Annotated in this window: 14 protein-coding genes; 5 read left to right on the top strand and 9 right to left on the bottom strand. The window is 60.8% G+C overall.

Annotation, left to right across the window (positions count from 1 at the left end; genetic code table 11):
- Positions 1-118: 118 nt before the first annotated feature.
- Positions 119-661 (top strand): gamma carbonic anhydrase family protein, encoded by a 543-nt coding sequence (locus OKB77_RS22480; protein WP_064340089.1) that lies wholly within the window; start codon positions 119-121, stop codon positions 659-661.
- 85 nt (positions 662-746) lie between these two features.
- Here the strand turns inward: OKB77_RS22480 and polA are convergent, their stop codons facing one another.
- Positions 747-3,512, bottom strand: a complete 2,766-nt coding sequence (gene polA, locus OKB77_RS22485) for a DNA polymerase I (protein ID WP_270818543.1) — start codon at positions 3,510-3,512, stop codon at positions 747-749.
- Positions 3,513-3,912: 400 nt separating this feature from the next.
- On the opposite strand from polA, the gene elbB reads away from it, so the two are divergent.
- Positions 3,913-4,563, top strand: a complete 651-nt coding sequence (gene elbB, locus OKB77_RS22490) for an isoprenoid biosynthesis glyoxalase ElbB (protein ID WP_199416317.1) — start codon at positions 3,913-3,915, stop codon at positions 4,561-4,563.
- Positions 4,564-4,635: 72 nt separating this feature from the next.
- Here the strand turns inward: elbB and OKB77_RS22495 are convergent, their stop codons facing one another.
- The 4 genes from OKB77_RS22495 to fieF all read right to left on the bottom strand — a co-directional run bounded on the left by OKB77_RS22495 (position 4,636) and on the right by fieF (position 8,092).
- A complete protein-coding gene (locus OKB77_RS22495) occupies positions 4,636-4,845 on the bottom strand; it encodes a cell division protein ZapB (RefSeq protein WP_005339554.1) in 210 nt (69 codons plus the stop codon).
- A 246-nt stretch (positions 4,846-5,091) separates the two neighbouring features.
- Positions 5,092-6,372, bottom strand: coding sequence for a hypothetical protein (locus OKB77_RS22500; protein WP_265776488.1), 1,281 nt, complete (start codon positions 6,370-6,372; stop codon positions 5,092-5,094).
- 20 nt (positions 6,373-6,392) lie between these two features.
- Complete coding sequence (cysE, locus tag OKB77_RS22505) at positions 6,393-7,172, bottom strand: serine O-acetyltransferase (RefSeq protein WP_019446522.1); 780 nt, start codon at positions 7,170-7,172, stop codon at positions 6,393-6,395.
- Between the two features lie 8 nt (positions 7,173-7,180).
- On the bottom strand, positions 7,181-8,092 hold the full coding sequence (fieF, locus tag OKB77_RS22510; protein WP_005339551.1) for a cation efflux pump FieF: 912 nt from the start codon (positions 8,090-8,092) through the stop codon (positions 7,181-7,183).
- Positions 8,093-8,177: 85 nt separating this feature from the next.
- Here fieF and OKB77_RS22515 point away from each other — a divergent pair, with 85 nt between their 5' ends.
- The 3 genes from OKB77_RS22515 to trmL all read left to right on the top strand — a co-directional run bounded on the left by OKB77_RS22515 (position 8,178) and on the right by trmL (position 10,764).
- The gene (locus OKB77_RS22515; protein WP_040069396.1) at positions 8,178-8,873 is read left to right on the top strand and encodes a response regulator; all 696 of its coding nucleotides are present in this window, start codon (positions 8,178-8,180) and stop codon (positions 8,871-8,873) included.
- The gene (locus OKB77_RS22520) at positions 8,855-10,225 is read left to right on the top strand and encodes an ATP-binding protein (RefSeq protein ID WP_005339547.1); all 1,371 of its coding nucleotides are present in this window, start codon (positions 8,855-8,857) and stop codon (positions 10,223-10,225) included. The genes OKB77_RS22515 and OKB77_RS22520 overlap by 19 nt, the downstream gene beginning before the upstream one ends.
- Before the next feature lie 74 nt (positions 10,226-10,299).
- Positions 10,300-10,764 carry a tRNA (uridine(34)/cytosine(34)/5-carboxymethylaminomethyluridine(34)-2'-O)-methyltransferase TrmL gene (trmL, locus tag OKB77_RS22525; RefSeq protein WP_005339545.1) on the top strand — a complete coding sequence of 155 codons (465 nt, stop codon included), beginning with the start codon at positions 10,300-10,302 and terminating at the stop codon, positions 10,762-10,764.
- 13 nt (positions 10,765-10,777) lie between these two features.
- Here trmL and dinF read toward each other — a convergent pair whose 3' ends face one another.
- From dinF to lexA, 4 genes are all read right to left on the bottom strand, one after another.
- Positions 10,778-12,139 (bottom strand): MATE family efflux transporter DinF, encoded by a 1,362-nt coding sequence (gene dinF, locus OKB77_RS22530; RefSeq protein ID WP_107683346.1) that lies wholly within the window; start codon positions 12,137-12,139, stop codon positions 10,778-10,780.
- Positions 12,140-12,141: 2 nt separating this feature from the next.
- The gene (locus OKB77_RS22535; RefSeq protein ID WP_150997314.1) at positions 12,142-12,768 is read right to left on the bottom strand and encodes an SCO family protein; all 627 of its coding nucleotides are present in this window, start codon (positions 12,766-12,768) and stop codon (positions 12,142-12,144) included.
- A 210-nt stretch (positions 12,769-12,978) separates the two neighbouring features.
- Positions 12,979-13,194 carry a hypothetical protein gene (locus OKB77_RS22540; protein ID WP_019446524.1) on the bottom strand — a complete coding sequence of 72 codons (216 nt, stop codon included), beginning with the start codon at positions 13,192-13,194 and terminating at the stop codon, positions 12,979-12,981.
- A 484-nt stretch (positions 13,195-13,678) separates the two neighbouring features.
- Positions 13,679-14,302: a transcriptional repressor LexA gene (lexA, locus tag OKB77_RS22545; RefSeq protein ID WP_005339540.1), complete on the bottom strand. Its 624-nt coding sequence runs from the start codon at positions 14,300-14,302 to the stop codon at positions 13,679-13,681.
- Positions 14,303-14,462: the final 160 nt, after the last annotated feature.

Below are 14,462 nucleotides of genomic sequence, written 5' to 3' on the forward strand. Positions count from 1 at the left end.
TAAAATTGCAAAAAACAGCACTTTTTTAGTTATTCATATCCGACCACAGCTTTTATACAAACTTATCCACAGAAACAGCCTTCAGGTTGCTAGAATGGCCGAAAACAAGGAGGCCAAGATGGACTTGCGACTGAGACCCTATAAGGGAACACGCCCGCAACTGGGCAAACGGGTATATGTAGATCCCTGCGCGACACTGGTGGGCGATATCGAGCTGGCCGATGATGCCAGCATCTGGCCCATGGTGGCGGCACGGGGGGATGTGAACCATATCCACATCGGCGCCCGCAGCAATATTCAGGATGGCACTGTGCTGCACCTGACTCGCAAGAGCGCCAGCAATCCGACCGGCTATCCGCTGCTGATCGGTGAAGATGTCACTGTGGGTCACAAGGCGATGCTGCACGGCTGCACCATCGGCAACCGGGTGCTGGTCGGCATGGGTGCCATTCTGCTTGATGGCGTCGTGGTCGAAGATGATGTGATGATCGGAGCCGGCAGTCTGGTGCCGCCAGGCAAGCGACTCGAGTCAGGCTTTCTATATATAGGTAATCCCGTCAAACAGGCTCGCCCGCTCAAGCCGGCCGAGGTCGCCTTCCTCAAGACCTCGGCCGACAACTATGTGCTGCTCAAGGATGAGTATCTGCAAGAGACCTCATAGGGCAGGCAGAAACAGGAAGCCCGGCATAATGCCGGGCTTCGCTTCTTATATAGCTATATAACCGTGCAAAACGGCTGACCGGAAATCAGTGAGCCTGATCCCAGTTGTCGCCGGTGCCCGCCTCCACCACCAGCGGCACATCCAGTTCGGCAGCGGCCGACATCTTCTCCTTGATGATGGCGGTGTACTCCTCCAGCTTCTCTTCGCGGATCTCGAACACCAGTTCATCGTGTACCTGCATCAGCATGCGGATCGACTCATCCTCGATACCGCGGATCCAGCTGTCCACGTTGATCATGGCGCGCTTGATGATATCGGCGGCCGTGCCCTGCATCGGGGCGTTGATGGCGGCCCGTTCGGCCGCCTTGCGCAGACCGGCGTTGCGGGACTTGATATCCGGCAAATAGAGGCGACGACCAAACAGGGTCTCGACATACCCCTGGGCTTCCGCCTGCTGACGGGTGCGCTCCATATACTCCAGCACGCCCGGGTAGCGCTCGAAGTAGAGATCCATGTACTTCTGCGCTTCGGCACGACCGATCCCCAGCTGCTTGGCCAGACCGAAGGCACTCATGCCGTAGATAAGGCCGAAGTTGATCGCCTTGGCGCTGCGGCGCATGTCGGTGGTGACCGCATCGAGCGCCACGCCGAACACCTCGGCGGCAGTCGCCTTGTGGATGTCCTTGCCCTCGGCAAAGGCGGTCAGCAGCCCCTTGTCACCGGAGAGGTGCGCCATGATACGCAGCTCGATCTGGGAGTAGTCCGCCGCTACCAGCTTGTAACCGGCGCTCGGAATAAAGGCCTGACGGATCCGGCGCCCCTGCTCGTTGCGCACCGGGATGTTCTGCAGATTGGGATCAGATGATGACAAACGGCCCGTAGCCGCTACCGCCTGATGATAGGAGGTGTGTACCCGCCCGGTCTGCGGCTTGATCATCAGCGGCAACTTGTCGGTGTAGGTGGACTTGAGCTTGGCCAGACCGCGGTGCTCCATCAAGAGACGCGGTAGCTCGTAGGTCTCCGCCAGCTCGGCCAGCACCTCTTCTGCGGTGGACGGTGCCCCCTTCGGAGTCTTTTTGATGATCGGTAGGCCCAGCTTGGTGAAGAGGATCTCCCCCAGCTGCTTGGGCGAGGAGAGGTTGAACTCCTGTCCGGCCCGCTCGTGAGCCTGCTTCTCCAGCTCCGCCAACCGCAGCTCGATCTCCTGGCTCTGCTGGTGCAGCAGCTTGGGATCGATGGTGGTGCCGAGCAACTCCATCCGCGCCAGTACCGGCAGCAGGGGCAGTTCGATCTCGCTGAATACCTTGGCAAGGCCCGGCACGGCCTCCAGCTGACCCCACAGGATCTGGTGCAAGCGCAAAGTGATATCAGCATCTTCCGCCGCATAGGGAGCGGCCTGCTCCAGCTCGATCTGGTTGAAGGTGAGCTGTTTCACCCCTTTGCCCGCGATATCTTCAAAGGAGGTGGTCTCGACCCCGAGGTAACGCTTGGCCAACGAATCCATATCGTGGCGGCTGGCGGTGGAGTTGAGCACGTAGGACTCGAGCATGGTGTCGTAGGCGATACCTTGCAGGTCGATGTCATGGTTGAGCAGCACGTTGCGGTCGTACTTGAGGTTCTGCCCCACCTTAAGACGGGTCGGATCTTCCAACAGCGGCTTGAGCTTGCCCAACACCACGGCCTCGCTCAGCTGTACCGGTGCCCCCAGATAGTCGTGGCCAAACGGCACATAAGCAGCCTTGCCCGGCTCAACCGCGAAGGAGACGCCGACGATCCGCGCTTCCATATAGTCGAGACTGGTGGTTTCGGTATCGAAGGCAAACAGCGGTGCCGCTTTCAGCTGTTCCAGCCAGCCGTCAAACTCGGCTTCGTCCAGAATGCAGCGGTAGTCGGTTTCGATGGCGGCAACCGGAGCGGCGATCTCATCGCCAGCTTCGTCCTGTCCGGCGCTCTCGCTCCCCTCTTCACCACCGGATTCCAGCTCCTTGATCAGGTTGCGCAGCTCGTATTCGCGATAGACCGCCAGCAAGGACTCCTTGTCGACCGGCTTGAGCAACAGCTCTTCCAGGCTCTGTTCCAGTTCGACGTCGGTCTTGATGGTCGCCAGTCGATAGGAGAGACGAACCTGCTCCTCCTGCTCGCGGAACTTGTCGGCGAACGCCTTGGAGCCACGGAAGCCGAGGGCAGCTACCTTGTCGAGGTTGGCGGCAATCTCATCGATGCTGCCAATCCCCTGCAGCAGAGCCAGTGCGGTCTTCTCGCCGACACCGGTCATACCGGGAATGTTGTCGACCTTGTCACCCATCAGGGCCAGATAGTCGATGATGAGCTCGGGCGGTACGCCGAACTTCTCGATCACCCCTTCCCGATCGGTCTTCACATCTTTCATGGTGTCGATCAGGGTGACATGGTCGGAGACCAGCTGCGCCATGTCCTTGTCACCGGTGCTGATCAGCACCGGCAGCTGCTTCTCGGTCGCCTGGCGGGCCAGGGTGCCGATCACGTCGTCGGCCTCCACCCCCTCCACCATCAGGAAGGGGAAGCCCATCGCCTTGATCATCTGGTGGATCGGGGCGACCTGGCTGCGCAGATCGTCCGGCATGCTGGCGCGGGTCGCCTTGTACTCGGGATAGATGTCGTCGCGGAAGGTCTTGCCCTTGGCATCAAACACCACGGCCACATGACAGTCAGGATATTGCTTGCGCAGGCTGCGCATCATGTTGGCCATGACACGGACGGCGCCGCTCGGCAAACCGGTCGATGTGCGCAGATCGGCCTGCTGGGAGGCGAAGAAGGCGCGGTAAAGATAAGAGGAGCCGTCGACCAGAATAAGGGGGTTGCTAGGGGCCATGAAATCGTCCTGCCAGAGATAAACAGCCGCTAGGATGCCACAGGGCCCCCCTCACACCAAGGGGCGCAGCAACAGCACACAGCGCCTGATAAAGGGACTCAATCTGTGGATAACTCTGTGTTCAAAAATGGGGCGCATCAGAGCGCACAGTGATAAAGCTGTGCATAAGAATACAAAAAGCCATTAAAAACAATTAATTGAGATCGTAAAAACCGATCGCGAGACAGTTGAAATGATCTCGATCAATGTGGAAAAAGATTTAAGGGAGTAGGTACGGCAGGATCCAAAACGAAACAATCCTTGCACAGCAAGATGACTTGACCAGCGGAGGGCGAGCGATAACCATACAAAAGTACAACAATCCATCCTGGCTCACATTTTCAACAACGAGGAGTTTGCCATGAAAAAAGTGGCCGTGATTTTGAGTGGCTGCGGTGTCTTTGACGGGGCCGAAATCCACGAGGCCGTCATCAGCCTGCTGGCGTTGGCCCGTCAGGGAGCCGCCGTCCAGTGCTTCGCCCCGAACGTGGCGCAGCTCCATGTCATCAATCACCTGACCGGTGAAGTGAGCGAGGGAGAGAGCCGCAACGTGCTGGTCGAAGCGGCCCGTATCTGCCGTGGCCAGATAAAGGATGTGGCCGAGCTGGATGTGGCCGATTACGACGCGCTGCTGGTGCCCGGCGGCTTTGGCGCGGCCAAAAACCTGTGCGACTTCGCTATCAAAGGAGCCGAATGCCAGATCCAGCCCGATGTGCTGAAAGCGTGCCAGAGCTTTGCCAAAGCCAACAAACCGGCCGCCTATATCTGCATCGCGCCCGCCATGATCCCGCTGATATATGGCGCCGGGACGCTGGCGACCATCGGCCATGACGAGGGTACCGCCAACGCCATCGAGGCGATGGGAGGCAGCCATCTCAACTGCCCGGTCAACGAATTCGTGGTGGATCAGGAGCGCAAGGTGATCTCCACCCCCGCATACATGCTGGCCAACAACATAGTCGAAGCGGCAGACGGCATCGAGAAGACGGTCAAACAGCTGCTGGCGCTGTAATCCCCGCCCTGCCAAAAACAGACGGGCCGCTCATGGAGCGGCCCGTTTTCAATTCTGCCTGAAGGCGATGAATTAGATGGTTTCGCCCATCTGATCCATTTTACCCAGCAGGGCACGCAGACGCTCCTGCCATGCAGTGTGCTCGTTGCGCAGCTGATGGTTCTCGTCTTGCAGCTTGCTGTTCTGCTCTTTCAGCTCGTCCAGCTCCATCTTCAGCAGGGAGATGTTGTCGACGGCGGATTGTACTTTGGATTCGAGTTGCTCAAGGACTTCTAGTGACATATGCATACCTGTTTGTTCAATTGCGATGCCCCACAGAGGGCGATTCAAGCGCGTGAAGCCAGCATACCCCGAGCGCATCGGCACAAACAAGCCAGTGCGCTGTAAAATGCGCCTTCCATAGATGTATTGTCTAAATATGCGTCTATTTTTCTCGCATCCTGCGCCCGAGCCGCGACAACACACTGAACCGTGCGTAAAAGGCCTCGCCACCCGCGCATCATTTGCTCCCTCCTGACGGCGCCGCCGTTATCCATGCAAGGCGATATAAGCCCCCAGCAACAGACAGGCGACCACATACATCAGCAGGCCGTAGAGCAGGTTCCAGCGCAGAATCAGCCCGGCACTGAGGTTGTAGCGGGAGGCCAGCGCAAGATTGGATCCGGAGAGCGGACTGGTGCCGGTGGCAAGCCCCCACCCCAGCAGGAAACACATACCGAGCAGGCTGGGATCCGGAGCCAGCGGCCAGAGCAGTGGCGCCAGCCCGGAGATACTGATGAGCGGATGTACCCCGACGATGGCCACCAGCAGGATCAGCAGCAGAGTGAGGGATGCTTCGAGCCAGCCAAAGTGATTGAACAGCGGCAGGCCGTGACCGGAGCCGAAATCGATAACCGACAGTGCACTGTTGATGCCTGCCGCCAGCAAACCGGCCCCCAGAAACAGCACCAGCTGACCGCCGATGGCGGGGAAGCGCTCCACTACCTGCCGCTTGAGGGCCGCCTTGCGCCCGACCCTCGGCATAAAGAGCAGCGCCAGCAGCGGGGCCACCAGCGCGATCACCGCCAGAATGCCGAGCTGGGGCCAGATCTGCTTGATGAGCAGCACCAGCAGCGCCAGCGTGACTGGCAACCCCAGGGTCTGCAGCCGCAGCGGATAACCGGCAAAGTCGGCCACCCCGATCCGCTCAACCTGCCAGGCGGTCAGCCCCATCGCCAGCAAGGCGGCGAGGATCCCGAACGGCAGAATATGGGAGAGTTGCAAGCCCGGCGCATAGGTAAGCGCCACCGCCATGGCGACAAAGAAGGGCGACCAGAAGGCGGCGGCACAGAAGATCCGGCTCAGCACCATCACCTGACGCCGCTCCAGGGTGCCATTGCGCTCCAGCCGATCGCCGATGATGAACAACACCGAGAGGTTGATGACCGCCCCCAGCAGATTGAGGCTGGCCATGGTGCTCCACAGACCTTTACGCCCGGTCCAGGAGGTGGTGCCGGTCAAGAGACCTGAGGTGGCGAGGTTGAGGGTGCTCACCGCGGCAAACATGGTGAGCATATTGATGTTGGGCAGCAGCCAGTCACCGGCGGTAAGGGGCGCGCCCTGCCACCAGGAGAAGATGAGCAGCAGCAGGGCGGCGCCATACAGGGCCAGCGCCTGCCGCTTGGCGGCTCCCACCAGCCAGGGCCAGGTGAGCAGTGACGCCCCCCAGGCCGCCATGGCCGCGGGCCAGGGGGAGAGTCCCAGATAGAGATGGAGCAGGTTGAGCAGCCACATCCCCAAAATCAGATAACCCGACCAGCGTTTGGCCATCGACTACTCCGGCCGGGAGATCAGAGACACTGATCCATATCCAGTGAAGGCTTGTCGCACTCCGGACGGCCGACGATCTTGGCAGGTACGCCAGCGACCGTGGTATGAGGCGGCACCGGGTTGATCACCACGCTGCCCGCGCCAATTTTGGCACCCACGCCCACTTCGATATTGCCGAGCACCTTGGCGCCCGCCCCTATCATCACCCCTTCGCGGATCTTGGGGTGGCGATCGCCGCTCTCCTTGCCGGTACCGCCGAGGGTCACGCTCTGCAGGATGGAGACATCATCTTCAATCACCGCCGTCTCGCCCACCACTATGCCGGTGGCGTGGTCGAACATGATCCCCTTGCCGATACGGGCGGCCGGGTGCACATCCACCCCGAACACCACCGAGATCTGATTTTGCAGATAGAGGGCCAGCGAGCGGCGCCCCTGACGCCACAGCCAGTTGGCGACCCGATAGCCCTGCAGGGCATGGAACCCCTTGAGATAGAGCAGCGGGGTGGAGAAGAGATCGACCGCAGGATCCCGCTCCTGCACGGCGCAGATGTCAGCCGCCACTACCGTCAGCAGCTCGGGCTCGCTGCGCAGGGCCAGCTCGATCACCTCGCGCAGGGCGATGGCGGGCATGGTGGCGCTGTCGAGTTTGTTGGCCAGCTGGAAGCTGAGGGCCGAACGCAGATTCTTGTGATTGAGAATGGTGGAGTGGAAGAAGCTGGCCAGCATCGGCTCCTGGGCCGCCATGCACTGTGCTTCTTGCTGAATTTTGTGCCAGGTTTTGGCAACCAGTTCATCCATGTTGCAGCCTACTGTTGTTCTGGGTGAGGGCTCTGTTGTTCTTTTGTCAGCACCGAGATGGGGTCCATGTGGATGATGACATCCATCCGCTCGAATGCCTGGCGTACCGCCAGTTCGGCTTCATCGGCGATCTGATGGGCCTTGACCAGGGGGATCTGATCATCCAGTTCAAGATGCAACTGTACGAATCGGGTCGGCCCGGATTGACGGGTGCGCAGGTCATGTACGCCGTGTACACCTTCTACGGCACAGCAGAGCGCCATTATTCTCGCTTGTTCTTCCGCTGGCAACTGACGATCGAGCAGGGCCTGCACCGACTCGTAGCCGATGTGTCCCGCCCCCCACAACAGGAATAGCCCGATCAGGATGGCAAACAGGCCGTCGGCCCAGTACCACCCCTGCCCCGCCAGCACCAGCGCCAGCAAGACACCGGCATTGAGCAGCAGATCGGAGCGGTAGTGCAGCATGTCGGCCTTGATCGCCACACTGTTGGTCTTGCGAATAACGAAACTCTGAAAACTGACCAGCAGCAGGGTCAGCACGATGGATCCGCCGCTGACCCAGAGACCCGCCTCCAGCCGCAGAATCGGCGCCTGATTGAGCAAGGATGAAATTCCGTGCATCACCAGCAGCAGGGCGGAGCCGGAGATAAAGGCCGACTGGATGAGGCCAGCCAGCGACTCCGCCTTGCCGTGACCGAAACGGTGTTCGTCATCGGCGGGGGCCAGCGCATAGCGAATGGCCAGCAGGTTGATGATGGAGGCACTCACATCCATGAAGGAGTCGGTGAGCGACGCCAGCAGGGTCGACGAGTCGGTCATCAGCCAGGCGATCAGTTTGCCGATGATCAGCAAGGTAGCGGTGGTGACCGCCGCTATGCTGGCAAAGGTCACCCAACGGGAATATTGTTGATGGCTCAAAACCGGCTTTCCTCTGGCGATGAAAAACTTATTATACCCTGACCCCGGCGTCAGTTTGGCGCGAAAATCTGCGGAATAACACCAGATGAACAGAATACTCCTGGTCGACGACGATCTTGAATTGACCCAACTGCTCACCGAAATTCTGACCCTGGAGGGATTTCAGGTCACGGTCGCCGAGGATGGTGAAGAGGGGCTGCAACGGCTGGCGGAGCAGAGCTTCGATCTGGTGTTGCTGGACGTGATGATGCCCAAGCTCAACGGCTTTGCCATGCTGACCAAGCTGCGCAAGACCCACGACACCCCGGTGCTGATGCTGACCGCCCGCGGTGACAGCCAGGATCGGGTCAACGGTCTGGAAGCGGGTGCCGACGACTATCTGGCCAAGCCGTTCGATGACAGGGAGCTGCTGGCCCGGGTACGCGCCATCCTGCGCCGTACCCAGAGCGCCCCGCCCCAGCGCGGCAGCTCCTCCGACGAAGTGCACTTCATGGATATCGTGCTGCAACCTGGCCTGCAGCAGGCCCGCTGCGGCGAACAGCTGCTGGAGCTGACCGCCACCGAATTCGGGCTGCTGGAGTGCCTGCTGCGTAATCCCGGCCAGATCGTCAGCAAGAGCCACCTCTCCGAGCAGGTGCTGGGCAAGAAGCTGGAACCCTTCGATCGGGCCATCGACATGCACCTGAGCAACCTGCGCAAGAAGCTGCCGGACCGCACCGATGGTCAACCCCGCTTCAAAACCGTACGGGGGCGCGGGTACCTGTGGCTAGAGCAAGAATAGAGCGCATCAACTCCCTCAACGGGATCTCGACCCACATCTTCCTCTGGTTCTGGTTCATGCTGCTGGTGATGCTGGCCGCCGTGATCAGCCTGCCGACCCTGGATCCCCGTAACCAGATCCCGCTGCCGACCCACGAAGTCGCGCGGATGCAGAACAACGTGCAGGCCCTGCTCAACGCCGCCGAGCCGGATCAGGATTTTGATCTGGCCAAGGCGATGGACAAGATCGCCATGCTGCCGGTGGACAACGTCTACCTGCGCGACGAGAAGGGGCAGATCCAGTCCACCACCCATCCGCGCAAGTTCGTGGTGCGCTTTATGGTGGACGCCGATGACCCGGCCAATCCCATGCTGGGCAACGAGGATCGCAAGGCGATCGCCGGCCCCTTCCTGATGGAGCACCACGGTCATCGCTATCACGTCTATTTCGGCCTCAATGCCGAGAACCCCTATCTGTTCCTGTTCATTCAGGTGCTGGATCACCCGATCCGCATTCTGGGCATCTCGATGTTGGTCAGCACCCCGCTCTGCCTGCTGCTCGCCTGGCGGCTGACCCGCCCCATCCTGCAGTTGCAGAAGTCGGTCTCCCAACTGGCGGCGGGCAATCTGGAGGTACAGATCCCCAACCTGGGACGGGGCGACGAGATCGGCCAGCTGGCGGACAACGTCAGCCGCATGGTGGAGACGCTCAAGAGCATGATCCAGAAGCAGAAACAGCTGCTTTCCGATATCTCCCACGAACTGCGCAGCCCCCTCACCCGGATGCAACTGGCGCAGGCGCTGATCCGCCGCAAACAGGGTGACAGCGCCGAGCTGGCGCGGATCGAGTCGGAGATCGGACGGCTGGACAAGCTGATCGGCGATCTGCTGGATCTGTCGCGAGTGCAGCAGCATGTGGAGGCGCCGGTGGTACATCCGCTGGCCGACCTGCTGGAGCCCATCCTCGAAGATGCCATGTTCGAAGCGAATCAGAGCGGCAAACAGCTCAGACTGCCGCCGCTACCTGCCGAGTCGATCCAGATGTGGCCCGAGCTGCTGGCCCGGGCGGTGGAGAACCCCCTGCGCAACGCCCTCAAATATGCCCGCGAGTTCATCAAGGTGGACTGGTATCGGGAGGGGCAGGAGTGGGTGATGACCATTCGGGATGACGGCCCCGGGGTGCCAGACGAGCAGCAGGCGCTGCTGTTCCAGCCCTTCTTCCGGGTCGATGACGCCCGCAACGCCAAAACTGGCGGCACCGGGCTGGGGCTGGCCATCGCCTCGGAGGCAATACAGCGCCACGGCGGCACCATTGCGGCCAGCAACAATCACCCGACCGGGCTGACCATCACCATCCGCTTGCCCATCGCCTGATCCTTTTCATCCGGACGGGCGCTGGGTATGCTGGCGCCCCTTCTTGGCTTTACATCTCTTTACAGGAGCTCGTCATGCTCGATATCGTCCTCTACCAGCCGGAAATTCCGCCCAACACCGGCAATATCATCCGGCTTTGCGCCAATACCGGTTACCGGCTCCATCTGATTGAGCCGCTGGGATTTGAGTGGGATGACAAGCGGGTAAAACGGGCGGGACTCGACTATCACGAGTTTGCCGAGGTGAAGCGCTGGCCGAGCTATGAGGCCTTTCTGGCCGCCGTGGCACCCAAGCGGGTGTTTGCCTGCACCACCAAGGGCCGCACCGCGCACTCGGCAGCACAATATGCCCTTGGCGATGCCCTGCTGTTTGGCCCGGAGAGTCGCGGCCTGCCCATCGAGATCATCGAGAGCCTGCCATTCGAGCAGCGGCTGCGCATCCCTATGGTGCCCCAGAGCCGCAGCATGAACCTCTCCAACGCGGTGTCTGTCTTTGTCTACGAGAGCTGGCGCCAGCTCGGCTACGACGGCGCCATGTAAGCGCCACCGATGATCAGTGGCGGGCGTCGAGTAGATGCCCGCTGCGCTCCAGCCGCCAGCAAGTGACCCCCAGCGACAGGCCACGCCCCACCATCAGCGCCGCCATCGCCGCCCATAACGCGGCCACGCCCCACGACTGACAGAGCCACCAGATCGGGAAGAAGCCGCCAAACGCGGCCAGCAACATGCTGTTGCGCATCTCCCGCGCCCGGGTCGCCCCGATAAATACGCCATCCAGCAGGAAACACCAGACCGCCAGCAAGGGCATGGCGATCAGCCAGGGAAGCTGACGATTTGCCTCCGCCACCACGGCCGGAATGTCGGTGATATAGCCGATAAGGTGGGCACCAAAGAGGGCAAACACCAGGGTAAAACCACTGGCAATGAGGGCGGCCCAGCCCAGATTGAGCACGATGGCCTCCCGCAGTTTCTGCCGATCCCGCTGACCGATGGCTCGTCCTACCATGGCCTCCACCGCATAGGCAAAACCATCGAGCCCGTAGGAGATGAGCATCAGGAAGTTGAGCAGCACCGCATTGGCGGCCACCGCCACATCCCCCAGTCGTGCCCCTTGCAGAGTCATGAAGGCAAAGCAGAGCTGTAAGCACAGGGAGCGCAGGAAGATATCGCGGTTGAGGCCGAGCAACCGCACCATGGGCGCGAGCTGCCGCCAGCGCTGCCAGCCATCCTGCCACACCGTCGGCGCCAATTGCCCCAGCTGACGGCGTACCAGCCAGATACCGACGGCCAGCGCGCAGTAGTCCGCCATGACCGAGGCCGCCGCCACACCCCGCACCTGCCAGCCGAGCCCCAGCACAAACAGGGCGTCGAGCGCCATGTTGACCAGATTGGTGAGGATCAGCATCACCATGGGGCTGCGGGCATCCTGCATCCCCAGCAGCCAGCCCATGATCACCAGATTGCAGAGCGCCGCCGGGGCGCTCCAGATCCGTACCGCCACGTATTGGCCCGCATAGAGCTGCACCTCGGGCGAGCCGCCACTCAGGGCGATCAGTCGTGGCAACAGGGGGAAAAGCAACAACAGCAGCGCCAGACCGAGAGCAATGGCCAGCCCCAGCGCCCGCAGCAGGGTATCGAGCTGGGCACGACCATCAGCTGCGCCGTGCGCCTGCGCCGTCAGGCCGGTGGTCGACATCCGCAAAAAGCCGAGCAGCCAGAAGATGAGGTTGATCAGGGTCGCACCGACCGAAACGCCCCCCAGAAACCAGGCCTGACCGAGATGACCGATCACCCAGGTGTCCACCAGCCCCAGCAAGGGGGTGGTGATATTGGAGAAAACCATGGGCAGGGCGAGCGCAAACACAGCGCGGTGGCGAGAGGGATCTCGCCACCAGGGGGCAACAGCTGGGGTCACGCTCAGTGGCCTGTCAGCTTCAGGATGCGGGAGAAGTCAGAGAGCATGGTGGCCATCTGCACTCTGGGCACCTGACCCGGCGCCACCTGCGGACGGAATACCGCCTGCAGCTTGCCCTTGGGATTGATGAGCACGATGGAGGCGGAATGATCGATCAGGTAATCCTTCTCCCCCTGATTGGCGATGGAGTAGATCAGCCCCAGATTGCGCACGAACGGGAACAGCTTGTCGTGGGGGGCAGTGGCCGCCTTGAACTCGGGATTGAAGAAGGCGGTATAGGTCTTGAGGCGTGGAATATCGTCACGCTGGGGATCCGCCGAGATAAACACTACCTGACTGTCGGGCGCCATCTTCTTCAGCTGGTCATAGACGGAGCGCATATCTGCCAGGGTGGTGGGGCAGATATCGGGGCAGAAGGTGTAGCCGACGAACAGGAAGGTCCAGTGCCCCTTCAGGTTGGCAGGGGTGAACGGCTGGTTGTCCGCATCGGTAAAGGCGAAATCATTGATGTCCCGCCCCGCCGGATAGTAGTCGGCCTGTTCCGGCTGCTCTGGCTGCGTGGCGTAGAACACCAGGATCAGGCAGGCTGTCAGCAGCAGAAAGAGCAGGGGATAGCGGAGCTTCATCATAACAAGAGACCCTTTCAGTTCGAGGCAGATGCCCAGCAGTGACCGGACAAGAGGGGGGCATTGTACCCCAGCGAGCCGCCAAGGTGGTTCAACCTTGTGCAACGCCCTGTCAGGAGTCGACCATTTGGCATAATTAATCGCCAATTTCAGCCATAAAAAAACCGGCCCCCTCGGGGGCCGGTTATGGGTGGATTTGTTTGTCTCTTCTGCTCAGGGGCGAGCGTTACGCCCCTGCTGCAACATCTTGCCGATGGCCCGCACGCCGATGGGAATCACGGGGGCCAGCCAGCCCTCTTCCCCCTGGCGATCACCGTGACCCCGTTTGAACAGCAATACCAGACGCACCACCTTCTCTTTCGGGCATCCCAGCCAGAGCGTCCAGTGCGAACCACGATGGTGCAGCCAGAGACCGTAAAACCAGGTCATCCGGCTACCTTTGACGAAACGGGTGATTGACGATTCCGCTGGCGCAGCCCCAGCCTCTGAATCCCATGGCGATCTTGATGCCATACCAGTCCTCCTTGACCGACAGGTCATGTTGCTTCGTCGGCCTGAACTGGGAACAGGCCCGTCACGACTATCTGCAACCATTACGAGTGGTCCCCTTTGCCCGACAAGGCTCGGGATCTCCCCACTCCCCCTTCATATCCCGTGAAGGTGTACTGCCTGATTCTCGTTGTTACCGGCCCTCCCGTCACGGCGCATTGCGATGGTCAGAGGGAGGCGCCAAGCCCTGTCTCGGCGACAGGGCACTGATCTGAGCATATATCTGAAATGGATGATTGGTAGCCGGTCGCGCAGGACAAAAATGCCGCCACCGATGATCTGTTTGATATGACAGGGAAAGTGCGCCAGAAACAGCACGGCCTCCCGAAGGAGGCCGTGTGGCAAACGCAGTTGGCGGGGAGGATTACATCCAGTCAGCGTTGCGGATCACCCCGACAGCCAGTCCCTCGATGGTGAGCTGCTGGCAAGAGAGATCCACCTCGATGGGGGAGAGCTCTTCATTTTCCGGCAGCAGCCATACCTGACTGCCCTTGCGCTGGAAGCGCTTGACGGTGACATCCTCATCGAGACGGGCGACCACCACCTGACCGTTGCGCACCTCCTGGGTCTTGTGCACCGCCAGCAGATCGCCATCCAGAATGCCGATGTTCTTCATGCTCATCCCCTGCACCCGCAGCAGAAAATCTGCGCGCGGGTGGAACAGGGCGGGATCAACCTGATAGTGGCTCTCGATATGCTCCTGAGCCAGGATGGGTTCACCGGCGGCAACCTTGCCGATGAGCGGCAGGCCGCTCTCTTCCAGCACCTCTTCCTCTTCGAGTAACAGGCGAATGCCGCGGGACGTGCCCGGCATGATCTCGATGACCCCTTTTTTGGCCAGGGCCTTCAGATGTTCTTCGGCCGCATTGGCCGACTTGAAACCAAGCTTCTGGGCAATCTCGGCACGAGTCGGCGGCATACCGGTCTCGCTCATGTTCACCTTGATCAGCTCCAGCACTTCGGCCTGGCGGGGGGTAAGGGGTTTCATAGAATTGGCACCTGTCTTTTTATACAGCACACTGGCAGTATATACAGTGCAGTGGCCAAGGCAAGGCGCAGCTGACATTTGTCGCAACCAACCCCTCATTTACTGCTGTTTTGATCCTGCGCAGCTGACTCATCGTACCTCTCGGCGACAAGGGGCTGTC

Origin of the sequence: Aeromonas sp. Y318-3 (genome assembly GCF_027706185.1) — a bacterium.
GTDB lineage: Bacteria > Pseudomonadota > Gammaproteobacteria > Enterobacterales > Aeromonadaceae > Aeromonas > Aeromonas veronii.